The organism is Croceitalea sp. P059 (genome assembly GCF_031846365.1).
GTDB lineage: Bacteria > Bacteroidota > Bacteroidia > Flavobacteriales > Flavobacteriaceae > Croceitalea > Croceitalea vernalis.
Genome location: NZ_JAVRHW010000001.1, coordinates 1270920 through 1294820 on the forward strand (window position 1 = coordinate 1270920; position 23901 = coordinate 1294820).

Here is a 23901-nt window from a genome sequence, read left to right on the forward strand (position 1 = left end):
CAACATTTTACAAGAAATAGAACAGCCGAAGACCAATGCTCAAGAAGGGGTTTTAACTATGAATGCTCTGGAAAGCGAAGCAATATATATTTTTAGAGAAGTGGTAGCGCAATTTGAAAGACCAGTTCTACTATTTTCAGGAGGTAAAGACTCCATTACTTTGGTTCGTTTGGCGCAAAAGGCTTTTTGGCCTGCTAAAATTCCATTTCCTTTAATGCATATTGATACTGGGCATAATTTCCCAGAGACAATTGCCTTTAGAGATAAATTAGTGGAAGAACTAGGTGTTGAACTTATCGTGCGAAATGTACAAGATGCTATTAACCAAGGTAAGGTAATAGAGGAGACCGGAAAATATGCTAGTCGAAATATGTTACAGACGACTACGCTTCTAGATGCGATAGAAGAATTTAAGTTTGATGCCTGTATTGGTGGAGCTCGAAGAGACGAAGAAAAGGCTCGAGCCAAAGAACGTGTTTTTTCTGTACGCGATGATTTTGGACAATGGGATGAGAAGAATCAAAGGCCAGAATTATTTGATTTATTAAATGGTAAAATTGACTTAGGTCAAAACGTTCGTGTTTTTCCAATCAGTAATTGGACTGAACTTGACGTATGGAGTTATATTGAAAGCGAAGAAATAGAGATTCCTTCTATTTATTTTGCGCATCAAAGAAGTGTTTTTTTAAGAGATGGTTTAATATGGTCTGCTGAAGATGAGGTAGTTTTTAGAGCAGAAGACGAAGTTGTTGAAGAACGTATAGTGCGTTTTAGAACTGTTGGTGACATGTCGTGTACGGCGGCAGTTGAATCTAATGCAGATACCATTCAAAAAGTGGTTGCAGAAATTAGAGATTCAAAAATTTCTGAACGAGGAGCACGTATTGATGATAAACGCTCAGAGGCGGCAATGGAAAAAAGAAAACAACAAGGTTATTTTTAGGTATGGACGTATTGAAAATTGCAACAGCCGGTAGTGTTGATGATGGTAAAAGTACTTTGATAGGAAGGTTACTTTACGATACAAAATCATTAACAGACGATAAGTTAGAAGCTATTAAAAAAAGTAGCGAGAAAAAAGGATATGATTATCTCGATTTTTCTTTAGCTACAGATGGTTTGGTAGCTGAACGTGAGCAAGGTATTACCATTGATGTGGCCCATATTTATTTTTCAACTCCACGAAAAAGCTACATTATAGCCGATACACCAGGGCATATAGAATACACTCGTAACATGGTTACAGGTGCATCAACATCTCAGGTTGCTTTAATTTTAATTGATGCTAGAAAAGGAGTTATAGAGCAAACCTACCGTCATTTCTTTATCAATAATTTGCTCCGAATTAAAGAGGTGATTGTTGTTGTCAATAAAATGGATTTGGTAGATTATGCTGAAGAAGTTTTTGAAGATATTAAAGCCAATTTCGAAAAACTAAATACCAATAGTACTTATGATGAGCAAAATGTAAGTTATGTTCCAGTGAGTGCTTTAAATGGAGATAATGTGGCAAATAAAAGTGAGGCCATGTCATGGTATGATGGTGAAACAGTTTTAGAACGATTAGAGAAAATAGATTCAGTCACTAGTAATGACATTGACTTTGTTCGTTTCCCCATTCAATCTGTTATTAGACCAAAAACAGAACAGTTTCATGACTTCAGGGGATTTACTGGAAAAATATATGGAGGTAGTTTAAAAATTGGAGATGAAATTACGGTTTTGCCGTCCTTAACTAAATCAAAGATTAAGGAAATTTATTTTTATGATAAAGTATTTGATAGGGCTAGTCCAGGCAGTTCAGTCACTATCACATTGGAAGATGAGGTAAATGTTACAAGAGGCGATATGCTAGTTAAAAATGACCAGCTTCCCATTGTAAATAAGGAAATAAGTGCTACTGTTTGTTGGATGGATAATAAACAATTGCGTGCAGGTAGTAAATATTTTGTTCAACACAATACTAACCGTGTTTTGTCAAAAATTTCGGCGGTTAAAAATACCATTACCACAGATTTTTCAGGAAGCAGGCCGTCTGAAGGAAAATTAGATTTAAATGAAATAGGTGAGATTGATATAAAATTGAGTAAGCCTATTTTCTATGATTCATTTGTAGCCAACAAAGCTAATGGCTCATTTATTTTAATCGATGAACAAACAAATGCCACAGCAGGCGTAGGTTTCATTAATTGAATTTGAAACCGTTAATATGAATAGGCTTACTAAACAATTTAAACCTAGTAATCCTATAGGAAAAATAAATTAATGAAACTATAAAATGACACTTTCTTTTTGAGGGGTCAAGCCTAACAATGAAAAGTTTTAGAACAGAAATAGAAAATCCAGTAGTCGAAAAAGATATTCTAGAATTAGAACATAAAATCAACGAGTTCCAAAATGGAAAATTAGATGAAGAGAAATTTAGAAGTCTTCGTTTAGCTCGCGGTGTTTATGGCCAAAGGCAACAAGGCGTTCAAATGATTCGAATAAAACTTCCTTACGGTAAAGTTTCGTCTAAACAATTGAAACGTATATGTGATGTATCTGATGAATATTCTACTGGAAGATTACATATAACAACCCGTCAAGATATACAAATTCATTATGTTGATTTAAATCGAACGCCTGAATTATGGGCAGAGCTGGAGAAAGATGAAGTTACTCTTAGGGAAGCATGTGGTAATACTGTTCGTAATGTTACCGCTAGTGAAACAGCTGGAATAGATGTGAATGAACCTTTTGATGTTTCACCATATGCTGATGCTTTATTTCGGTACTTTTTAAGAAACCCTATTAGTCAAGAAATGGGAAGAAAATTTAAAGTTTCCTTTTCTGCTTGTGACGCCGATACTGGGTTGTCTTATATGCACGACTTAGGTTTTATCGCAAAAATACAACAGGGCGTAAAAGGATTCAAGGTTATGCTTGGTGGAGGCTTAGGTTCTCAACCACGTCATGCCGATGTCTTATTTGAATTTTTGTCTTCTGATAAAATTATTCCTCTAATGGATGGAGTGATTCGAGTGTTTGACCGGTATGGAGAACGTAAAAGTCGAGCAAAAGCTAGAATGAAATTTTTACTGAAAGATTTAGGTCTTGAGGGGTTTAAAAAATTGTTAGCTGAAGAGCAAAAAGCTATTCCTCATGTTTTAGTTCCAATTGATACCTTGTCTTATCCAAAGATAAAAGTAGCCAATACCGCAATACCTAATGTAAAGATTGGTAATCAAGAAAAATTCAACCAATGGAAATCGACCAATTTAATACCTCAAAAACAAGGTGGTTTTGTAGCGATTGGAATTAAAGTGCTATTGGGAGATTTTTATACTGATAAAGCTAGAATCTTATCTGATTTGGTTGAAAATTATGCAGCAGGAGAATTCAGATTATCGCTGAGACAAAATATTTTGATTCCTTTTGTTAAAAAAGAACTTATTCCATTTTTCTATACTGAATTAGAAAAATTAGGTTTTGTAAGTGCTGGTTATAATAAAGCTTTGGACATTACCGCTTGCCCAGGAACGGATACCTGTAATTTAGGTATTGCGAGTAGCACAGGCATTGCTGTAGAATTAGAACGAATAATAAAGACTGAATATCCACAATACATTTCTAATTCAGATGTAGTCATTAAAATTAGTGGCTGTATGAATGCGTGCGGACAGCATAATATGGCCAATATTGGTTTTCAGGGTATGTCTATAAGAACTAAAGATAAATTGGTGGCACCCGCTCTTCAAGTGTTATTGGGTGGTGGTAACATTGGTAATGGAGAAGGTCGGTTTGCAGATAAAGTGGTTAAAGTACCAAGTAAAAGAGGTCCACAGGCACTTCGTTTAATTCTAGATGATTTTGATAGGAACGGGAATGGAATGTCTTATGCTGATTATTATCGCTCCAAAGGCGAACATTATTTTTATGAATTCTTAAAACCTCTAACCGCTATAGACAATCTTGCTCAAGAAGATTTTATCGATTGGGGAAATAAAGAACGTTACGAAAAGGCTATAGGCATTGGGGAATGTGCAGGTGTGGTTATTGATTTAATAGCTACACTACTTTATGAAAGTGAAGAGAAGATTAAAAGTGCATCCGAGGCTTATGAAGAGGGTAAATGGGCTGCAAGTATTTATTATTCTTATGCATCGATGATTAATTCTGCAAAAGCCTTATTAACTGCCGAAAAAACTAAGGTCAATACCCATGCGAGTATTATAAAGGATTTTGACGAAAAATTTGTAACCTCTGGGAGGTTTATAGTCGACGGGGGTTTTGAAAAATTGGTACTTCAATTAAATAAAAATGAACCTAATGAAGCTTTCGCCGAAAGCTATTTAGCAGATGCAAAAGAATATTTGATTCAAGTTGAAAAATTTAGAAAACAGGAACTTCAAGAAGTATAACATGCGATATGCTATAAATAACTCAAATAAGAATACACCTCCTTTAGGTAACTTAGAAAGGAAGGGACGTCTCACTGTTATAGGATCCGGACCAGGAGATAAAGAATTAATTACTTTAAAGGGAATTAAGGCTTTAAAAACTGCAGAAGTAGTACTCTATGATGCTTTGGTGAATAAAGAACTACTTGAATTTGCTCCTAATGCTGAATTAATTTTTGTTGGCAAAAAAAAGGGATGCTATAGCTTTCAACAAGAGCAAATAAACGAATTAATTGTTGAAAGAGGTCAATTAGGAAAACATGTTGTTCGATTAAAAGGAGGTGATCCTTATGTTTTTGGTCGTGGGGCAGAAGAAATGGAATTTGCAGCCGAACGAGGCCTAAAGGTAGATTTTGTTCCAGGGATTTCCTCATCACTTTCAGTGCCTGGTAGTCAGCATATTCCTGTGACTAAAAGAGGTTCGTCAGAAAGTTTTTGGGTAATCACAGGAACGACCAAAGAACATAAGCTTTCAAATGATATAGCCTTGGCAGCGCAATCCTCGGCTACTGTTGTTATTCTAATGGGAATGTCAAAATTACCGGAGATTATGGAATTATTCAAAGTAGCTGGTAAGGCAGAAACTCCGGTCGCCATTATTCAAGATGGCACAACAAAAAGAGAGAAAATAGGAATTGGCACTGTTGCTTCGATTGAATCCAAGGCAAGGGAGCAGCAGTTGTCCAACCCAGCAATTATAATTATAGGTGAAGTTGTAAGGCACCGAGAACAACTAATGGCATTAGCTAAAAAACAAGAATTAGAAACGAATTTGAAATGATTAAAACAGATATAGTAATTATTGGAGCAGGACCAACTGGATTATTTACAGTTTTTGAAGCTGGCTTATTAAAGCTAAAATGTCATTTAATAGATGCTTTGCCGCAACCAGGAGGTCAATGTTCTGAGATTTATCCAAAAAAACCTATTTATGATATTCCCGCATTTCCTGAAATTCTTGCTGGTGATTTAGTTTCTAATTTAATGGAACAAATAAAACCTTTTGAACCAGGTTTTACTTTGGGAGAAAGAGCAGAAACCTTAGATAAACAAGAAGATGGCTCCTATATCATTACTACAAACAAAGGAACTCAACATCAAGCTCCGGTAGTAGTAATTGCTGGCGGATTGGGTTCTTTTGAACCACGTAAACCACCAATTAATAATATCATTGATTTTGAAGACAAAGGGGTTGCATATATGGTAAAAGACCCTGAAGTATATCGTGATAAAAAGGTAGTCATTGCAGGTGGCGGTGATTCCGCCCTTGATTGGGCAATCTTCTTGGCAAATGTAGCTTCTGAGGTTGCGTTAGTCCATCGAAGAAATGAATTTCGAGGCGCGTTAGATTCCGTTGAAAAAGCTTCGGAATTAGCTAAACTTGGTAAAATAAAATTATTCACCGAAGCCGAAGTAAAAAAACTTTATGGAGATGAAAAATTAGAAGCCGTTGTTATAAAGCACAATAATCAAGAAAAAGGGGAAACCTATTTAGAGGTTGATAATTTCATACCATTATTTGGACTTTCACCAAAATTAGGACCCATTGCGAACTGGGGTTTAACTCTTGAAAAAAATGCAATAAAAGTTAATAACGCTAAAGATTACCAAACTAACATACCGGGTGTTTTTGCAATTGGTGATGTGAATACCTATGAAGGGAAACTTAAATTAATCTTATCAGGATTTCATGAAGCGGCAATTATGTGCCAATATGCATATCAACTGATTAACCCTGGTAAACGATACATTATGAAATATACCACCGTTGGAGGAGTTGAGGGATTTGATGGTTCTAAAAAAGAAGCAAAAAAAGAAGTAGTACAGAGTATTTTATAAAAAAGAGTAATTAGCTATTGACCCTCTAATTCAAAAGCTGGTTAGAGGGTTTTTATTAAGCTTAAAATTCAAAAAAAGGAAGCTATAATTTGTGTAAGAACAAACTGTGACTTTAATTTGCATCTAGTTCATTTATAAACTGAAATTGTTATCAAGAAAGGCGGAGGGATTAGACCCAATGAAGCCTTAGCAACCCTTTAACTTTAAAGAAGGTGCTACATTCTACCCAATTTGGGATTAGATAACCAAAAGAAAGCTAGTCTTACCTTTTCCTTACTTGATCTATACAATTTTATAATTACGCTATAAGCGTGAAAATTGTAACATGATTAAGGAAATACTGAATAAAAGAATATTGATTTTAGATGGCGCCATGGGCACCATGCTTCAGCGTTATAAATTTAGTGAAGAAGATTTTAGAGGTGAGCGTTTTATGGCTTGGGAACATCCGTTACAAGGCAATAACGACTTATTATCCCTAACTCAACCAAAAGCTATTGCTGCGGTCCATCGAAAGTATTTTGCAGCTGGGGCTGATATTGTGGAAACAAATACTTTTTCGGGCACTACTATTGCCATGGCCGATTATCATATGGAAGAATTGGTTTACGAGCTCAATTATGAATCTGCACGTATTGCTAAAGAAGTTGCTCAAGAGTTTACTGAAAATGAACCTCATAAACCACGATTTGTGGCTGGTAGTATTGGGCCAACCAATAAAACAGCAAGCATGTCACCAGATGTAAATGACCCTGGTTTTAGAGCGGTTTCTTTTGACGAATTACGAATTGCATATAAACAACAAGTTGAGGCTTTGCTAGATGGTGGCGCAGATATTTTGTTGGTTGAAACTATTTTCGATACTTTAAATGCTAAAGCAGCATTGTTTGCCATTGAAGAGGTGAAAGAAGAACGTAATATTGATGTGCCTATTATGGTAAGTGGCACTATTACCGATGCATCAGGTAGAACACTATCTGGTCAAACAGCTGAAGCATTTTTAATTTCAATTTCCCATATTCCAATCTTATCGGTAGGCTTTAATTGTGCTTTAGGCGCTAAACAATTAGTGCCTCACTTAGAGGTGATTTCTGCAAAATCTAATCATTTCACATCAGCACACCCTAATGCTGGATTACCAAATGCCTTTGGAGAATACGATGAAACCCCTGAACAAATGGCCGCTCAAATAAAGGAATATGTAGAGAAAGGCTTAGTTAATATTATTGGCGGTTGTTGCGGCACTACTCCAGAACATATTAGCGCGATTGCAGAGGTTGCAAAAGAATTTGAGCCTAGACCTTTAAAACTAGTAAACGTATGATTTTAGAAGTCGCTGTTTTACAGATTAAAGCCGGAATGAGTTTAGAATTTGAACTAAATTTTCAGAAGGCTAGTTTGATTATTTCTCAGATGAAGGGATATCTCAATCATCAATTGAAAAAATGTGTTGAAAAAGAAAATCAATATATCCTACTTGTTAATTGGGAAACCATTGAAGACCATGAACAAGGCTTTCGAAAATCAAAGGAATATCAAGCATGGAAGAATTTACTCCATCATTTTTATGAACCCTTTCCAGAGGTCTTACACTACAGTTGATGACAGAACAAAAATCAAAATATTTGAAGCTTTCGGGTCTAGAACCGTTAGTGATAACTTCTGAAACTAATTTTGTAAATGTTGGAGAAAGAACTAATGTCGCTGGTTCCAAGAAGTTTTTGAGACTCATTAAAGAAAATAAATTTGATGAGGCCTTAGAAGTAGCAAGACATCAGGTTGAGGGCGGTGCCCAAATCATCGATATTAATATGGATGATGGTTTAATTGATGGTAAACATGCCATGGTTAAATTTTTAAATTTAGTTATCGCCGAACCAGACATCGCCCGTGTTCCAATTATGATTGATAGTTCTAAATGGGAAATTATTGAAGCTGGTCTTCAAGTCGTTCAAGGTAAATGTGTAGTGAATTCAATTAGCCTTAAAGAAGGTGAATCAGAGTTCATTCGCCAAGCAAAATTGATAAAAAGATACGGAGCAGCTGTAATAGTTATGGCTTTTGATGAAGTTGGACAAGCGGATAACTTTGAACGAAGAATAGAAATTGCAGAACGTTCTTATCGTGTTTTAGTAGATAAAGTCAATTTTGCTCCAGAAGATATCATTTTTGACCTCAATATTTTCCCTGTAGCTACAGGTATGGATGAGCATAAATTAAATGCCCTTGATTTTATTGAGGGAACACGCTGGGTTAAAGCAAATTTGCCGCATTGCATCGTAAGTGGCGGTGTTAGTAATGTTTCCTTTTCATTTAGAGGAAATAATCCTGTTCGAGAAGCCATGCACTCTGTTTTTTTATATCATGCCATCAATGCAGGAATGAATATGGGTATTGTTAACCCTGCTATGCTCGAGGTTTATGATGATATTCCAAAAGACCTATTAGAACATGTAGAAGATGTTATTCTTAACCGTAGAGATGATGCCACAGAAAGATTGCTCGATTTTGCTGAAACAGTTGTTGGCAAGGCCAAAGAAAGTACGGTTGATTTGTCTTGGCGTGAAGAACCCTTGCAAAACCGAATAACAAGAGCTTTAGTAAAAGGTATTGATCAATATATTATTGAAGATATTGAAGAAGCACGCCAACGTGCATCAAAACCCCTTGAAGTTATTGAAGGTAATTTAATGACTGGTATGAACGTAGTTGGCGATTTATTTGGCAGCGGAAAAATGTTTTTGCCGCAAGTGGTAAAATCTGCTAGAGTAATGAAAAAAGCTGTAGCCTACTTGGAATCCTACATTGAAGAGGAAAAACTGAAAAACCCCCAGAATACTGATTCAAAAGGTGAAGGCAAGATATTAATGGCGACTGTGAAAGGAGATGTTCACGATATTGGTAAAAATATTGTGAGTGTGGTATTGGCTTGTAATAATTATGAGATTGTAGATTTAGGGGTGATGGTGCCTCCAGAAAAGATTATTAATGCCGCTATCGAGCATAATGTTGATATTATTGGATTAAGCGGACTCATAACACCCTCACTTGATGAGATGGTGTTTTTAGCCAAAGAAATGGAACGGCAGCGGTTTAAAGTACCTTTATTAATTGGTGGTGCAACAACAAGTAAAGCACATACTGCAGTAAAAATAGACCCTCAATATCATAGCGCTGTAGTCCATGTAAATGATGCGTCAAGAGCGGTTACTGTTGTGGGCGACTTACTTAAAAAGGACAGTGCTGATGCTTATAAAGAAAATTTAAAACTCGATTACGAAGTTTTTAGAGATAAGTTTTTAAAAAGAACGAAGAAAAAAGAATATAAATCTATCGAAAAGGCCAGAGTCAATAAGTTTAAAATTGATTGGACCACTGCTGAGATATTTAAACCAAAGGAACTAGGTATTCAAATTATTGAGAATTTAGAACTGGAGAAATTGGTTGATTTTATCGACTGGTCACCCTTTTTTAGAAGTTGGGATTTACATGGAAAGTACCCTCAGATATTAAAAGATGAGATTGTTGGCGAACAAGCCACCGAATTATTTGCCGATGCCAAAGTCATGCTTGATAAAATCATTACAGAGAAACAACTTAAGGCCAAAGCTATTTTTGGTTTATTTCCTGCAAATACCATCAACCATGATGATATTGAGGTTGACCCAATTTCCGTCAGTTCGAGCTGTCATCCTGAACCGGTCGAAGGAGGTGTTGAGAACAAGGAAGAAGAGAAGACCATTTTTAGAACCCTCCGTCAGCAATTAGAGCGAAGGGCTGGAGTTCCTGATTATGCTCTAGCCGACTTTATAGCACCAAAAGAAACGGGTATTCAAGATTATATAGGTTGTTTTTGTGTTACGACTGGTTTTGGTACTGCAGAGTTGGCAGCAGAATTTGAAAAAAATTTAGATGATTATAGTGCAATTATGATTAAGGCATTGGCAGATAGACTTGCAGAGGCTTTTGCTGAGTATTTGCACAAAGAAGTTCGTACCAAGCATTGGGGTTATGCCGCTAATGAAGACTTAAGTAATGAGGATTTAATTAATGAATCTTACAAAGGTATACGTCCGGCCCCAGGTTATCCGGCCTGTCCGGACCATTTGGAGAAATTAAGCATTTGGAAACTGTTGCAAGTAGAAGAAAAGATTGGAGTAAAGTTAACAGAAAGCTTGGCCATGTGGCCAGCTGCTAGTGTTAGTGGGTATTACTTTGCGAATCCTCAGGCAAAATATTTTGGTTTAGGAAAAATAAAAGAAGACCAAGTAAATGACTTTGCAGTCAGAAAAGGTATTGCATTAGAGATGGCTAAAAAATGGCTAGCACCAAATATTGCGGAAGCCCCCTAACCCCCAAAGGGGGGACACTATTAGTGTTGGATAGATTAAATAACAAATACAGAATGAAAAACAGAATACAGTTGAAAATTTCTAACTTAAAATTCCCCCTTTGGGGGCTAGGGGGCTCATGAAAGTAACAGACCATATAAAAAAGGCAAAGGGCGAAACACTATTTAGTTTTGAAATAATTCCACCGGTTAAGGGTCGGAACATCCAAGAATTATATAGCAATATTGACCCATTAATGGAGTTCAAACCTCCTTTTATTGATGTAACTACTTCACGTGAAGAGTACGTTTATATTGATAAAGATGGACTTTTAGATAAAAAACTGACCCGAATGCGACCAGGTACCGTTGGTATTTGCGCTTCTATCAAACATAAGTATGACGTTGATACCGTCCCGCATGTACTTTGTGGTGGCTTTACCAAAGAAGAAACTGAATATTTGCTTGTAGATTGCCATTATTTGGGCATTGATAATGTAATGGCGCTGCGTGGTGACGCCATGCGTGAAGAAAAGTATTTTGAGGCCACAAAAGGAGGTCATCCTTATGCGACTAGCTTGGTAAAACAAATACAAGATTTAAACTGTGGTAAATACTTGCATGAGGTTATAGAGACCGACGACTGTGCAGATTTTTGTGTTGGGGTAGCAGGTTATCCAGAAAAGCACTTAGAAGCCCCTTCTTTAACATCAGACTTAAAACGATTAAAAGAAAAGGTGGACGCTGGTGCGGATTATGTAGTTACTCAAATGTTTTTTGACAATAAAAAGTATTTTGAATTTGTTGATGCTGCCAAAAGTATGGGCATAAAAGTACCTATTATACCCGGTATTAAACCTTTGGCTGTAAAACGACATTTACAATTACTCCCGCAAGTTTTTCGCATAGATATTCCTGAGGATTTAGTTGACGCTGTGGAGCAATGTGCTACCAATAAAGAGGTTCGGCAAGTAGGGGTAGAATGGGCTATTGAACAATCTAAAGAACTCAAAGCTGCAGGCGTGCCTGTTTTGCATTATTATTCTATGGGTAAATCTGATAATATAAAGGCAATAGCTATAGAAGTTTTTTAAGAGCTTACCTGAACCCAAAAGTTGCATATATTTAGGTGTTGTACTAATTTTCCAATACATAAAAGTAATCCATGAAAGGTAAAGGAAAATCAACCAATTGGTCTAAAATAGCTGCTGGTTTTATAATTTTTCTTGGGATGTTCAGCATTTGGGATGAATATACTAGTGGGCTAGGTATTTCTCCATTTTATTTTATAATGATTCTTGGCGGGATAATATTCCTTTTAATTGGATGGAAAAAATCAAAGTAATTAATTCGAACAATCCTGAGTTGCAATTCTAAAGACAACAAAAATGATGAAAACACAACACTAGCTATAATTCTTGCTAAGCTGCTCAAGAAATCCTGCTGGAATTCCTAAACTCAATCTCTTTTCGCTAACTTTAGTATTACCGATTTAAAATCATTACTTAAGCCTTATCTTCCAAGTAAAGAATAGAAATGAATAACTTAAAAGACTTAAATATTGAGAAAGAAGTTTTGCCGTTATTCGATTATTCTCTGAATACATTTACAAAGAGTAAAATTCTTGATATTCTTAATAGCCCTTTGCAGTCTATTACTGAAATTGAACTTCGGCAAAATATCTTAAAAGGATTTGCTAACAACCAAAAAATATTAGGACAATATTCCTATACAATTCTTTATTTGAAAGAAGTTCATTCTTTTTTAACTGAAGAAAAAGTCGAAGATTTATCAAGACAAAAAATTAAGTATAAATTATTCGCTTCGAAACAAGAGAAAACAAGGTATGTCAGTAAGTTCAACCAATTAATATTGTTTTTTCATCGCCTAAATTCACAATATATAACAAGGTTAGACTTAAACCTTTTCCCAAAAGCTTACTTGTCCCAAATCAAATTAATATCAAATTTTTTCTCAAATTTTGAACTAATTAAATATGAATTAATAATTAGAGAGAGAAGATTAAAGGATAGTCATATAATTGAGCTGACCGAAAAAATAAATGAACTGAGAAGTAACGGTTCGATATTAACTTTTTGGCAAGCCTTTTTTCAATTTGAAGCATACCTTTCAATTAGTCTAGGAATAAAAAATAATCAATTTATTTATCCGAATTTCACGAAGAAGAAAATTAGGTTACTAAATTTTTATCATCCTCTTTTAGAAAACCCCGTTAAAAATAATATTGAAACTAAGAGTAATGTAATTGTGTTGAATGGTCCTAACATGTCAGGTAAATCTACTTTTCTCAAGGCAGTTGGGCTTTGTATGTATTTTGGTCATTTAGGAATTGCTATTCCAGCTACGGTTGGAGAAATTCCTTTTTGTGATTTCTTTTCAATTGAAATCAATAGAAATGATGATATTTTAAATGGTTATAGTCATTTTATGACAGAGGTAATGAATTTAAAAAAAGTTGCAGAGGAAGCATCCAAAGATAAAAGGTGTTTTGCAGTTTTTGACGAACTTTTTAGTGGTACCAATGTTGAAGATGGTTTTGAAATTTGTAAAACGACCATAAATGGGTTAAGTAAATTTGATAATTCCTATTTTTTTATTTCTACCCATATACAGGAATTAAAAAGTGTTTCAAATCCACAAATAGAAAACTATTTTATCGATTGCCAATTAATTGAAAACATACCAACATTTACCTACCAACTCAAAAAAGGATGGTCTGATATAAAAGTTGGTAGAATTCTTTTTGAAAAAGAAGGATTATATAAACTGTTGAATTAAAAAAGCCTGCCAAACTTTCAACATTAAATAGGGATTAGTTTTACTTTTGGTATAGATGAATCTAAAGTTTCTGTACTGTCTTCTTTTTTCTGCCCTTTGTTGCTTTTCTCAAGAAGCCGATAACCCAAGAAAATATGTTCTTGATTTAAGCCAATTTAATGGTTCAATACTTTTACACAACCCTGATATTTCACATTTAATAACAGAACATCCTGGGGGTTTTATTCTTGGATTTAATAGAAAACGTTACGGCAAAGAAGCTTGGGAGGGTGATTATGGGTATCCTGATACTGGGTTTACCTTTGCTTATCAAAATATGAAAAACCCAGTTTTGGGTCAGAATTTTGGTCTGTATGCACACTATAATTTTTATTTTCTAAAACGCAATGTACAGTTTAGAATAGGGCAGGGAATAGCATACACGACCAATCCCTACGATAAAAACACCAACTTTAGAAATAACGCTTACGGGTCAGATTTTTTAAGTTCTACTATGATGATGTTGAACTATCATAAAGAGAATTTGATAGCTGGTTTGGGTTTTAAAGCTGGTCTTTCCCTTATTCATTATTCCAATGCTAATTTTAGAGCTCCAAATACATCAACCAATACAGCTGCCTTAAATTTTGGTCTGACCTATGATTTAGATGGCGGTATTGTTTATGATTTTATTCCAAAACAACCTAAAAAAAAGCTAACCGAGCCTTTAAAATACAATTTGGTGCTAAGGGCAGGTATTAATGAAAGCGATGTTATTGGTTCAGGGCAGTATGGCTTTGCCATTTTCTCGGCTTATGCCGATAAAAGAATAGGTAGAAAAAGTGCCCTACAATTAGGTGCTGATGTTTTCTTTTCTAATTTTTTAAAAGAATTAATTCGCTTTCAAAGCATCTCTTTTCCTGAAATGGAAGTGGCCCCAGATACTGATTTTAAAAGGGTAGGTTTATTTGTGGGTCATGAATTATTCATTAATAAAATGAGTGTTATCACGCAATTGGGGTATTACGTGTATTACCCTTTCGATTTTGAAGGTAAGGTGTATAATAGAATAGGGTTAAAACGCTATTTTGGAGATAAAATGTTTGGTAGTGTTACCCTAAAATCTCATGCTGCTGCAGCTGAAGCGGTTGAATTTGGTATAGGAATACGATTATAGATTTATATATGTTAGATAATAGAATTTTAATCAAAAATGCCCGTCAGGTCGAGCGGAGTCGAGGCCTTTTCTACGTATTTCTATTACTGGTAAATTCTTTTTTTATTCTAGGCTGTAACTCCGAAAATGCCTCTGACTGCTTTCAAAATTCGGGAGATATAGTTCGGGTTGAAGTTGATGTAGCTGCATTTACTACAATTACAGTTTTTGAAAATTTGAACGTGGTTGTAAAACAAGGCACCACACAAAAAATAGAAATTGAAACCGGCGAATTTTTATTAAATGATATTAGTGCCATAGTGGAAGGCAGTCGTTTAATCTTACGCAATGAAAATAGCTGTAATTATGTTCGCGATTATGGGCTAACAACTATATACTTAACCGCTCCCAATATTTCAGAAATAAGAAGCAGTACTGGAGGCCTAATTTCAAGTGATGGGGTTTTAAACTATTCAGATATAAGTTTATTGTCAGAAAGTTTTAGTCAGCCAGAGACAGAAACAACAGACGGTTCGTTCAATTTAGAACTTGATTCGGAAAATATCTCTATTCTAACTAATGGTATAGCATTTTTTAAACTTCAGGGTAGTGTCGAAAATATTGATATTTTCATAGCTGCTGGTGATTCAAGGATTGAAGCGGATAGTCTAATAGCAGAAAATGTTGGTTTAAATCACCGCGGTTCTAACGATATTTTTGTGAATCCTCAACAACGAATTTCTGGTACCATTAGAGGTTATGGAGATGTTATAAGTAGTAACCGTCCGCCTGAAATTGAAGTAGAAGAACTTTTTAACGGGAGATTACTATTTAGAGATTAATTAATGTTTGCATTCCATCCTGAATGAAATGAAGATTCTTTTTTGATTCTTTAGATTTCTCACTATGTTCGAAATGACAAAATCATAATGTGAGTTCACTAGTTACATATTTAAAAAACCTTTTCACAAATACTCCAAAAGTGAAATCTTTAGAGGGTTTATTAGGTATAGATAGGAGTGAAGCTATTTTGCATAATCTTGTTGTGGAGAAAAGGGTGCCCGGTTTAGCAATAACCATCTTAAAAAATGGGGAAACGCTGCTTCAAAAAGGCTTAGGTTATTCGGATATTGAAACTAAAACTCAAGTAGATCCTAAAGAAACTATTTTTAGAACTGCTAGTATATCAAAATGCATAACTGGTCTAGCCTTTGGTAAAATGGTTGAAGAAGGCATTTTAGATTGGGATGATTCTTTTTATAAGCACGTACCTTATTTCCCTTCCAAACAATTTGATTTTACACTAAAACAATTGGCTAGTCATACCGCAGGTATTCGTGCTTATAGAGGAAAAGAATTTGCATTAAACCAACCATACACTATAAAAGAAAGTATTCAAGTATTTGAGAATGACCCCCTAGTTTTCGCACCAGGAAAAGGGTATCTGTATAATAGCTTTGATTTTGTCTTACTTTCTTTGGCAATGCAAGAAGCCAGTGGAATTCCTTTTGAAGAATATGTTAAAGAAAAGATTTTGATTTCACTTGGAATGTTAAACACCTTTCCTCCCTCAGAAAATAAAACCGATAGTTCAAGTCGAATTCAGAACCAAGCCGAATTTTACACCAAAACTCCAATCGGGTTCAAAAAGGCAATCCCTGTAAATAATTTTTATAAACTAGCAGGTGGTGGTTATTTGGCTACATGTGAAGATATTACCAAATTGGGTCAAGCTGTTTTAGAAGAGAAGTTTTTAAAACCAGAAACCTATAGCGCATTATTGAGCGCCCAAATAGTCAATAACAATTCAACCTATTATGGGTTAGGATTTCAAGTAAGTAAGGATAAAGAAAGGAGGTCTTTTGTTGGGCATGTAGGAAGTAATGTTGGAGCTTATACCAACCTATTTATTTATCCTGAAGAAGAAATGGTGGTTTCTATTTTAGTAAATTGTACAGATTCAAAAGTGCAAAAGGAGTTTGATAAGGCAATAGAAAGCATCTTAGCGCAGATGGTCTAATTTAAAAAATTGAAAATATGTTTGTAGGTCATTATGCAGCAGCATTTGCATTAAAAGGAAAAGAAAAGAATTCTTCGCTAGGTTGGTTGTTTGTGGCTGTTCAATTTGTTGACATTCTATTTTTTCCTTTCGCTCTTTGGGGCCTAGAGTCTATGGAATTTATTCCTGGTTTTACTCAAACTAATGATTTTAAAATGGAATTTCCGTTTACCCACAGTTTGCTAGGTAGTGTAGTTTGGGCTTTAATTTTTGGTGGAATATATTTTTTGATTTGGGGTCGTAAAAGATCTCTAGGTAAAAGAGTGGCAATAGTATTGGGCTTAGGAGTGCTATCGCATTGGTTTGCCGACCTATTTGTTCATACCCCTGATTTACCATTGCTTTATGAAGAACCCTATTTTGGCTTTGGTCTATGGCATAACAAGGCTGCTACTTTTATTTTAGAAGCAGTTTTATTAGCACTGGGACTTTGGTATTATCTGAAGCAAACTGTTGCTAAAACTAAACTGGGCAAATATGGAGCTTTTGGTCTTGTTCTATTTTTAATAGGAGTTAATTATTTGAACTATTATGTGTTACCAGCTAACAATGATTTAAAAGCATTGACCTTTTCTGCACTTGCTTCTTTTTTAATACTGGCAGGATTAGCCTTTTGGGTAGATAAAAAAAGGATTTAAGATGTTAACTCTATAAAGAGACTTTCTAAATTTTTATTCTTCTTACTAAGCTGAAGCGTTTTTAACTGGTTATCATGAGCAAAGTCAAAAACTGCAGGGCGCATGTCTTTTGACGTATTAAAGGTGATGTCATATACAAAACCACCAGTATTTGTAACACTTACTACGTGTGGTAATTTGTTGAGCACAACTTCCTCAACACGATAATCAAATTCTACTTCAATGATTTGTTGCTCATCTTCTCTTAAATCTTCCAATTTTTTGTCCGCAACCAATTCCCCTTTATTTATGATGATAACTCGGTCGCAAACTGCTTCTACTTCCTTCATGATATGTGTTGAAAGTAAAATGGTTTTTTCTTTACCAATTTCACGAATCAGTTTTCTTATTTCAATAAGTTGATTGGGGTCTAAACCGGTAGTTGGTTCATCTAAAATAAGTACATCCGGGTCATGTAATAGAGCCGCTGCTAGACCAACGCGTTGGCGATATCCTTTTGATAATTGTCCTATTTTTTTATGAGCTTCAGTAGTTAATCCTGTTTGTTCAATAACAACACCAATTCGCTCTTTAGCCACCTTGTAGACATCTGCATTAAAGGCCAGATATTCTTTAACGTACATTTCTGAATACAAGGGATTGTGCTCCGGCAGGTAGCCAATATTTTTTTGAACCTTACTTTTTTCATCATTCACATCAAAATTATTGACCTTGGCCTTGCCAGAATCTGCCTGGTGGTATGTTGTTAACACACGCATCATGGTCGACTTACCTGCCCCGTTAGGGCCTAAAAACCCAACAATTTCTCCTTTATTTATAGAAAAAGAAATAGCATTTAAGGCTTTTTGATTCCCAAAGGTTTTGGTAATATTTTCAACAAATATGGACATGAAATGGAATTTGATTTCAAAAATAAGATTTTCTATTCTTAATTATTCGTTTCGATATTCTTAAAAAAAATAGAATTAAGCATATTTATTTTCAGCGAATACTGAAATTCTTAAAAAAATTCTGAAAACTTGAGCACTATCTTTGATTTCTCAATGTATTGCCTAATCTTAGCCAGGAATTATAACGAAATGACAAACACGTATTTCTGGAACAGATTTTATTTCTACTTCTTTTTTAAAGGAAGTACGGGACTGTTGTAGTATACACCAAGTATAAAAAACAAATGAAGTCCCGATATAACATCGGGACTTTTTTATTGAATGAAACTTAAAGTAGCCATACAAGGAATAAAGGGGAGTAATCATCATCAGGTCGCTAAGGACTTTTTTGGAGACGACATTGATTTGGTGGAGTGTTTGTCCTTTGACAAACTTATTGAGCATTTGATAGAAGGTACAGCTGATAAAGGCGTTATGGCCATTGAAAATTCAATTGCAGGATCAATTATTCCGAATTATAATCTGATATATCACAACAATCTGCATATCATAGGTGAACATTATTTAAGTATTCATCATAATCTAATGGTAAAACCAGGCGTATCAATTGAATCATTAGTCGAGGTGCATTCTCATCCGATGGCACTATTACAATGTAAGGAGTTTTTCAAGCAATACCCTACAATTAAATTAGTAGAAGATGTTGATACAGCTGAAACTGCGAAAAGAATTCAAGAGCAAAATTTAAGAACTATTGGTGCCATTGCACCTAAAGTTGCTTCGGAATTGTATGATTTAGAAATCATCAGTCCTGAAATTCAAACCATTAAAAATAACGCCACCCGCTTTATCATTCTGAAAAAACAGAATAAGGTTTTACCAAAAAAAGAAATTAATAAAGCTTCATTGCGATTCATCACTGATCACAAAAGAGGCAGTTTGGCAACCGTTTTAAATGTTATGAGTGATTGTAATATGAATTTAACCAAGATTCAATCTTTACCAGTAATAGAAACTCCTTGGAAATATGCCTTTTTTGTTGATGTTACTTTTGATAAGTATGAAGACTTTGAAAAAGGAAAAGCCTTGTTAAAGATTATGTCTGAAGATTTAAGAATTTTAGGCGAGTATAAAAATGCGAGAAAAGGATGATAACTGCAGATAGATTAAAATCGGTTCAGGAGTATTACTTCTCTAAAAAATTAAGAGAGGTAAGAGGTTTGATAGATGATGGCAAGCCAATTATAAATATGGGTATCGGTAGTCCTGATTTGGCGCCATCTGCAAAAGTCTTACAAGTGTTGAAAGATGCTATTAGTGATGTTGGTGCGCATCAATATCAGAGCTACCAAGGCTTACCAAAACTGCGCGAAGCTATAGCGAAGTTTTATGATTTAAAGTTTGGTGTTTCTTTAAACCCAGTGAACGAGATTTTACCTTTAATGGGTTCTAAAGAGGGTATCATGCATATAAGCATGGCCTATTTGAATAAAGGAGATGAAGTGTTGATTCCGAACCCAGGCTATCCAACATATGCCGCAGTAACGAAACTGGTCGAAGCGATACCAAGGACCTATGATTTAAATGCCGAGAACGCTTGGTTTCCAGACTTAAAAGCTTTAGGTCAACAAGATTTATCTAAAGTAAAACTCATGTGGTGTAGTTATCCGCATATGCCTACAGGAGCGACCGCCTCTAAAGAACAATTAGAACAGTTGGTAAGATTTGCAACAGAACATAAGATAATATTAGTTAATGATAACCCCTACAGTTTTGTGTTGACTGAAGACCCGATTAGTTTGCTTTCTGTTAAAGGTGCTAAAGGTCATTGTTTAGAATTAAATAGTCTAAGTAAAACTTTTAACATGGCTGGCTGGAGAGTTGGAATGGTTTTAGGTAATGAAGAGAATATCAAGGCTATTTTGAAAGTGAAAAGTAATATGGATTCTGGAATGTTTTATGGGATTCAAAAAGGAGCTATTGCGGCTCTTGAAAGCGGCAAAGAGTGGTTTCAAGAATTAGATATAGTTTACCGTAGTCGAAGAAATTTGATGTACGAATTAATAGATAAAATTGGAGCAACTTATGACAAAGATGCGGTAGGTATGTTCGTTTGGGCTCGATTACCGAAAGGGTCAGTCAAAGCTGAAGATTTTGTAAACAATTTGCTTTACTCAAAAGATATTTTTATAGCACCAGGCACCATTTTTGGTAGTAATGGCGAAGGTTATATTAGATTTTCACTTTGCGTAAAAGAAGAAAAAATAAGAGAGGCAATTAAAAGATTTGAGTAATTAATTCCTTTTGGAAGGGTTATATATGGCTTATGAAAGTAGCAATAATTGGTGTTGGATTAATAGGTGGTTCTTTTGCAAAAGATGTGAAACGAATTTACCCCGCTGCTGAACTTTATGGTTTTGATGCTAATGAAGCCCATCTTAAAAAAGCCCTTGATTTAGGGTTGATTGATAAAAAAACAAACTATGATGGGCTGGCTATAATGGATATGGTATTAGTAGCGATTCCTGTTGATGTTTTAGTTAAGGAGTTACCAAAAATATTAGATGCTGCCGGAGAAGATACTGTGGTTTTTGATGCCGGTTCTACCAAAACTTTGATTTGTAAAGTGGTCGAAAACCATTCCAAAAGAAGAAATTTTCTCGCATGTCACCCAATCGCAGGGACAGAATTTTCAGGACCAGAGGCTGCTATTGAGAATTTATATGACGGCAAAACAAACATTATTTGCGAAGTAGAGAAAACAGCTTTTAAGCTGCAAGAAAAAGTTTTGCAATTGTTTCAAGCTATGGGTATGCGTATACGATATATGAATGCTGAAGCTCATGATAAACATATCGCTTATGTATCTCATTTGTCACATATAAGTTCATTTATGTTGGGAAAGACGGTTATTGAAAAAGAAAAAAATGAACGTGATATTTTTGACATGGCTGGTAGTGGATTTGAAAGTACAGTGCGGCTTGCAAAAAGTTCTCCAGCAATGTGGACACCCATTTTTGAGCAAAATAAAGATAATGTGATTGAGACCTTAGCGGAATACATTCAAAATCTAGAACATTTTAAAGAGATGATTGAAAAGAATGATTTTGAAGGGGTCTACAGTGAAATGAATAATACCAATAAAATCAAGCAAATTTTAAACGGAATACCGTTAACCAAGTAATAACAACAAACATACTAAGCTGGTTTAAGCGAAGTGGAAATAAACAGAGAATAAGAGTACCTATGGAAAATTCAAAAGAGATGAGAACATGGTTGGATGATATGGCGTTGCCTCATCCATTAGTAATTGCAGGACCATGCAGTGCAGAAACTGAAGAACAAGTATTGAAAATAGCTCATGAGCTAAAAGATACTGATGTTAATTATTACCGAGCTGGTATTTGGAAGCCGAGAACCCGTCCGGGTAATTTTGAAGGTGTAGGTGCAATTGGTCTTAAATGGCTTCAGAAAGTAAAGGAAGAAACTGGTTTAAAGACCGCTACAGAAGTAGCGAATAAGGCTCACGTTGAATTGGCCTTAGAGCATGATGTTGATTTGTTATGGATTGGTGCTCGTTCAACTGTTAGCCCTTTTATAATGCAAGATTTAGCAGATGCTTTAGAAGGCACTGATAAAATTGTTTTGGTTAAGAACCCAGTAAATCCTGATTTGGCTTTGTGGTTAGGTGGTATTGAAAGATTGCATACTGCTGGTATTAAAAAGTTAGGTGCAATACATAGAGGTTTTTCTACCTATGAGAAGACTAAATACAGAAATATTCCGGAATGGCAATTAGCTATTGAATTTCAGAATAGGTTCCCTGATTTACCATTAATAAATGACCCATCACATATTACTGGTAAGCGAGATATGATTTTTGATGTGTCTCAAACTGCATTGGATTTAAATTTTGATGGCTTAATGATTGAGACACATTTTGATCCCGATAACGCTTGGAGCGATGCAGCTCAGCAGGTAACACCGGATACTTTAGTTCAGATTATGGAAGATTTAAAAATTCGTAAAGAAGACGATAAAGAGGCTGAATACAACTCTAAATTAAGTAATCTTAGAACTCAAATAGATGTTATTGATAATCAACTTATCGAGACACTTGGGAAGAGAATGAAAGTTGCTGATGGTATTGGAGAATTAAAAAAACAGAAGAATGTCGCGGTATTACAATCAAACCGTTGGAATGCCATTTTAGGCAAAATGATATTAGAAGGTGAAAGTAAAGGATTGAGTGAAGAGTTTGTTTTAAGAATGTTTAAAGCCATCCACCAAGAATCAATAAATCACCAAGAGCGAATTTTAAAAGCCTAAAAGATTTAGATAATGTTAATTAAAAAAGCCATTTTGTAAGAAATGGCTTTTTTATTCTATTGAAAAATCAAAGAAGGCAAAATCATTAAAACTAGGATTAGTTAAAATGTCTTGATGAACAAAGCAGTATTCACCCGATTCCAATTTGTGATTTGGTTTGACAGTAAATATCCCTACTTCTGTTTCTTCAAAAGTAAAAGGTATTGCGCGTGAAGCTATTTTTGTTCTCCAACTTCCTTTTTCTTTAAAAATATAGCGACGGTCTTTCCTTACATTAAGTTTTAATAATAAAAATTCTTTTGGCGAAGATGCTCCTCGAAAGAAACGATCAAAATTATCAATTAAAAAATCTTCTCTTTTGTTTGTGGTCAAACTAAAATAAAAAAGTTGGTTCTTAACTTTTTGAGAAGAACTTGAGAATAATAAAAATGGTTTTCGCTGCTGAGGAACAATCCCAAAAGAAAGTAAAGCAGCTCCTGTCAACTCATTTTTGATTCCTCCTAATAAGGATGGATGTAGTTTTTTTGAAGACTTTGAAAAAGTTATTTCATTTTTTAATGATTCATAATTTTGGTCTAATGGATTCAAAAATTGTCCGAATGATAATAATGGGATAAAAAATAAATACAAAGAGAATAATTTCATAACAATGGTTTCTTCTAGAATATCAAGAAACATGCCACTAAAATTTACTTTAACTGTAACAAAACAACTTATGCTTCATCTCTTAAGAAACAAAAAAACACTAGAATGAAATCAATACATATTATTTGCCTGGCATTATTTACCCTTACTACCTACGCTCAAAGAACAATAGATACGGAAGTTGGAGAATTTAATGAAATCAAAGTATTTGACTTGATTGAGGTCAATTTGATACAATCAGAAGAAAATCGAATTACTATAAAAGGAAGAAATACGGAAGATATTACTTGGGCGAATAAAGATGGTATTCTGAAACTCCGTATGCAATTGGATAAAAAGTTTACGGGTGAAGATACTTTTATAGAAGTGTATTATACAAATGTGGATGTGATTGATGCCAATGAAGGTGCGCATATCACATGTAATGAATTGATAGATAAGAATAAAATTGAACTTAGAGTCCAAGAAGGTGCTAAGATTACGATAGGTATGGATGTGAATTATGCAGAGATGCGTGCCGTTACAGCTGGTATTATTGAAGCCTCTGGTTTGGCAGAAAATCAGACAATTGTATTAAATACCGGTGGAATCTTTGAAGGTCGTGATTTAAAAACTGCCGTTGCAGATGTAAAAATATCAGCTGGTGGAGAAGCAGAAGTATTCGCATCAGACAGAATTGATGTAAATGTAAAGGCCGGAGGTGATGTAACGGTTTACGGTAAACCTAAAAAGGTGAATAAGAAAACATTTGTAGGTGGTAGAGTACGTATAATTGATTAACCATCAGATGTAAAA

Annotated in this window: 22 protein-coding genes and 1 riboswitch; of the genes, 20 read left to right on the plus strand and 2 right to left on the minus strand. The window is 34.9% G+C overall.

Features of this window, described 5'->3' with window-relative positions; translation table 11 throughout:
• Nucleotides 1-4: 4 nt before the first annotated feature.
• From cysD to RM542_RS05795, 15 genes are all read left to right on the plus strand, one after another.
• Nucleotides 5-943: a sulfate adenylyltransferase subunit CysD gene (cysD, locus tag RM542_RS05725; protein WP_311384899.1), complete on the plus strand. Its 939-nt coding sequence runs from the start codon at nt 5-7 to the stop codon at nt 941-943.
• A gap of 2 nt (nt 944-945) precedes the next feature.
• Entirely contained in the window at nt 946-2193 is a 1248-nt protein-coding gene (locus RM542_RS05730; RefSeq protein WP_311384754.1) for a GTP-binding protein, read from the plus strand.
• A gap of 119 nt (nt 2194-2312) precedes the next feature.
• Entirely contained in the window at nt 2313-4403 is a 2091-nt protein-coding gene (locus tag RM542_RS05735; protein ID WP_311384755.1) for a HEPN domain-containing protein, read from the plus strand.
• A 1-nt stretch (nt 4404) separates the two neighbouring features.
• Nucleotides 4405-5223 carry a uroporphyrinogen-III C-methyltransferase gene (gene cobA / locus RM542_RS05740; RefSeq protein ID WP_311384756.1) on the plus strand — a complete coding sequence of 273 codons (819 nt, stop codon included), beginning with the start codon at nt 4405-4407 and terminating at the stop codon, nt 5221-5223.
• Nucleotides 5220-6281: an NAD(P)/FAD-dependent oxidoreductase gene (locus RM542_RS05745; RefSeq protein ID WP_311384757.1), complete on the plus strand. Its 1062-nt coding sequence runs from the start codon at nt 5220-5222 to the stop codon at nt 6279-6281. Before cobA ends, RM542_RS05745 begins: the two co-directional genes overlap by 4 nt.
• Before the next feature lie 145 nt (nt 6282-6426).
• Nucleotides 6427-6529: riboswitch (SAM riboswitch) on the plus strand.
• Nucleotides 6530-6606: 77 nt separating this feature from the next.
• Nucleotides 6607-7605 carry a homocysteine S-methyltransferase family protein gene (locus tag RM542_RS05750; protein WP_311384758.1) on the plus strand — a complete coding sequence of 333 codons (999 nt, stop codon included), beginning with the start codon at nt 6607-6609 and terminating at the stop codon, nt 7603-7605.
• Nucleotides 7602-7883, plus strand: coding sequence for an antibiotic biosynthesis monooxygenase (locus RM542_RS05755; RefSeq protein WP_311384759.1), 282 nt, complete (start codon nt 7602-7604; stop codon nt 7881-7883). Before RM542_RS05750 ends, RM542_RS05755 begins: the two co-directional genes overlap by 4 nt.
• Nucleotides 7883-10633, plus strand: a complete 2751-nt coding sequence (metH, locus tag RM542_RS05760; protein WP_311384760.1) for a methionine synthase — start codon at nt 7883-7885, stop codon at nt 10631-10633. Before RM542_RS05755 ends, metH begins: the two co-directional genes overlap by 1 nt.
• A 118-nt stretch (nt 10634-10751) precedes the next feature.
• Complete coding sequence (gene metF / locus RM542_RS05765) at nt 10752-11705, plus strand: methylenetetrahydrofolate reductase [NAD(P)H] (protein ID WP_311384761.1); 954 nt, start codon at nt 10752-10754, stop codon at nt 11703-11705.
• Between the two features lie 71 nt (nt 11706-11776).
• Nucleotides 11777-11956 (plus strand): hypothetical protein, encoded by a 180-nt coding sequence (locus RM542_RS05770; protein ID WP_311384762.1) that lies wholly within the window; start codon nt 11777-11779, stop codon nt 11954-11956.
• A 191-nt stretch (nt 11957-12147) separates the two neighbouring features.
• Nucleotides 12148-13410 carry a MutS-related protein gene (locus RM542_RS05775; protein ID WP_311384763.1) on the plus strand — a complete coding sequence of 421 codons (1263 nt, stop codon included), beginning with the start codon at nt 12148-12150 and terminating at the stop codon, nt 13408-13410.
• Nucleotides 13411-13465: 55 nt separating this feature from the next.
• The gene (locus tag RM542_RS05780; RefSeq protein WP_311384764.1) at nt 13466-14566 is read left to right on the plus strand and encodes an acyloxyacyl hydrolase; all 1101 of its coding nucleotides are present in this window, start codon (nt 13466-13468) and stop codon (nt 14564-14566) included.
• Between the two features lie 8 nt (nt 14567-14574).
• Nucleotides 14575-15387: a head GIN domain-containing protein gene (locus RM542_RS05785; protein WP_311384765.1), complete on the plus strand. Its 813-nt coding sequence runs from the start codon at nt 14575-14577 to the stop codon at nt 15385-15387.
• 140 nt (nt 15388-15527) lie between these two features.
• On the plus strand, nt 15528-16565 hold the full coding sequence (locus tag RM542_RS05790; RefSeq protein ID WP_311384766.1) for a serine hydrolase domain-containing protein: 1038 nt from the start codon (nt 15528-15530) through the stop codon (nt 16563-16565).
• A gap of 17 nt (nt 16566-16582) precedes the next feature.
• Nucleotides 16583-17242 (plus strand): hypothetical protein, encoded by a 660-nt coding sequence (locus tag RM542_RS05795; protein ID WP_311384767.1) that lies wholly within the window; start codon nt 16583-16585, stop codon nt 17240-17242.
• On the opposite strand, the gene gldA is transcribed toward RM542_RS05795, so the two are convergent.
• Nucleotides 17239-18132: a gliding motility-associated ABC transporter ATP-binding subunit GldA gene (gene gldA, locus RM542_RS05800; protein ID WP_311384768.1), complete on the minus strand. Its 894-nt coding sequence runs from the start codon at nt 18130-18132 to the stop codon at nt 17239-17241. The genes RM542_RS05795 and gldA overlap by 4 nt on opposite strands.
• 321 nt (nt 18133-18453) lie before the next feature.
• On the opposite strand from gldA, the gene RM542_RS05805 reads away from it, so the two are divergent.
• The 4 genes from RM542_RS05805 to RM542_RS05820 all read left to right on the plus strand — a co-directional run bounded on the left by RM542_RS05805 (nt 18454) and on the right by RM542_RS05820 (nt 22461).
• Nucleotides 18454-19284 carry a prephenate dehydratase gene (locus RM542_RS05805; RefSeq protein WP_311384769.1) on the plus strand — a complete coding sequence of 277 codons (831 nt, stop codon included), beginning with the start codon at nt 18454-18456 and terminating at the stop codon, nt 19282-19284.
• Nucleotides 19281-20426 carry an aminotransferase class I/II-fold pyridoxal phosphate-dependent enzyme gene (locus RM542_RS05810; RefSeq protein WP_311384770.1) on the plus strand — a complete coding sequence of 382 codons (1146 nt, stop codon included), beginning with the start codon at nt 19281-19283 and terminating at the stop codon, nt 20424-20426. Before RM542_RS05805 ends, RM542_RS05810 begins: the two co-directional genes overlap by 4 nt.
• Nucleotides 20427-20458: 32 nt before the next feature.
• Entirely contained in the window at nt 20459-21316 is an 858-nt protein-coding gene (locus tag RM542_RS05815) for a prephenate dehydrogenase (RefSeq protein WP_311384771.1), read from the plus strand.
• Nucleotides 21317-21378: 62 nt separating this feature from the next.
• Complete coding sequence (locus RM542_RS05820; RefSeq protein WP_311384772.1) at nt 21379-22461, plus strand: bifunctional 3-deoxy-7-phosphoheptulonate synthase/chorismate mutase type II; 1083 nt, start codon at nt 21379-21381, stop codon at nt 22459-22461.
• A gap of 51 nt (nt 22462-22512) precedes the next feature.
• On the opposite strand, the gene RM542_RS05825 is transcribed toward RM542_RS05820, so the two are convergent.
• A complete protein-coding gene (locus RM542_RS05825) occupies nt 22513-23139 on the minus strand; it encodes a hypothetical protein (RefSeq protein ID WP_311384773.1) in 627 nt (208 codons plus the stop codon).
• 72 nt (nt 23140-23211) lie between these two features.
• On the opposite strand from RM542_RS05825, the gene RM542_RS05830 reads away from it, so the two are divergent.
• Nucleotides 23212-23886, plus strand: a complete 675-nt coding sequence (locus RM542_RS05830) for a head GIN domain-containing protein (protein WP_311384774.1) — start codon at nt 23212-23214, stop codon at nt 23884-23886.
• Nucleotides 23887-23901 lie beyond the last annotated feature (15 nt).

Coding starts and splice junctions, on each gene's coding strand:
- metF (WP_311384761.1), top strand. CDS start 10,752: ATGAAAGTAACAGACCATATAAAAAAGGCAAAGGGCGAAACACTATTT.
- RM542_RS05770 (WP_311384762.1), top strand. CDS start 11,777: ATGAAAGGTAAAGGAAAATCAACCAATTGGTCTAAAATAGCTGCTGGT.
- RM542_RS05730 (WP_311384754.1), top strand. CDS start 946: ATGGACGTATTGAAAATTGCAACAGCCGGTAGTGTTGATGATGGTAAA.
- RM542_RS05795 (WP_311384767.1), top strand. CDS start 16,583: ATGTTTGTAGGTCATTATGCAGCAGCATTTGCATTAAAAGGAAAAGAA.
- RM542_RS05745 (WP_311384757.1), top strand. CDS start 5,220: ATGATTAAAACAGATATAGTAATTATTGGAGCAGGACCAACTGGATTA.
- RM542_RS05785 (WP_311384765.1), top strand. CDS start 14,575: ATGTTAGATAATAGAATTTTAATCAAAAATGCCCGTCAGGTCGAGCGG.
- RM542_RS05775 (WP_311384763.1), top strand. CDS start 12,148: ATGAATAACTTAAAAGACTTAAATATTGAGAAAGAAGTTTTGCCGTTA.
- RM542_RS05830 (WP_311384774.1), top strand. CDS start 23,212: ATGAAATCAATACATATTATTTGCCTGGCATTATTTACCCTTACTACC.
- RM542_RS05735 (WP_311384755.1), top strand. CDS start 2,313: ATGAAAAGTTTTAGAACAGAAATAGAAAATCCAGTAGTCGAAAAAGAT.
- cobA (WP_311384756.1), top strand. CDS start 4,405: ATGCGATATGCTATAAATAACTCAAATAAGAATACACCTCCTTTAGGT.
- RM542_RS05780 (WP_311384764.1), top strand. CDS start 13,466: ATGAATCTAAAGTTTCTGTACTGTCTTCTTTTTTCTGCCCTTTGTTGC.
- metH (WP_311384760.1), top strand. CDS start 7,883: ATGACAGAACAAAAATCAAAATATTTGAAGCTTTCGGGTCTAGAACCG.
- RM542_RS05805 (WP_311384769.1), top strand. CDS start 18,454: ATGAAACTTAAAGTAGCCATACAAGGAATAAAGGGGAGTAATCATCAT.
- RM542_RS05810 (WP_311384770.1), top strand. CDS start 19,281: ATGATAACTGCAGATAGATTAAAATCGGTTCAGGAGTATTACTTCTCT.
- RM542_RS05815 (WP_311384771.1), top strand. CDS start 20,459: ATGAAAGTAGCAATAATTGGTGTTGGATTAATAGGTGGTTCTTTTGCA.
- RM542_RS05820 (WP_311384772.1), top strand. CDS start 21,379: ATGGAAAATTCAAAAGAGATGAGAACATGGTTGGATGATATGGCGTTG.
- gldA (WP_311384768.1), bottom strand. CDS start 18,132: ATGTCCATATTTGTTGAAAATATTACCAAAACCTTTGGGAATCAAAAA.
- RM542_RS05825 (WP_311384773.1), bottom strand. CDS start 23,139: ATGTTTCTTGATATTCTAGAAGAAACCATTGTTATGAAATTATTCTCT.
- RM542_RS05755 (WP_311384759.1), top strand. CDS start 7,602: ATGATTTTAGAAGTCGCTGTTTTACAGATTAAAGCCGGAATGAGTTTA.
- RM542_RS05750 (WP_311384758.1), top strand. CDS start 6,607: ATGATTAAGGAAATACTGAATAAAAGAATATTGATTTTAGATGGCGCC.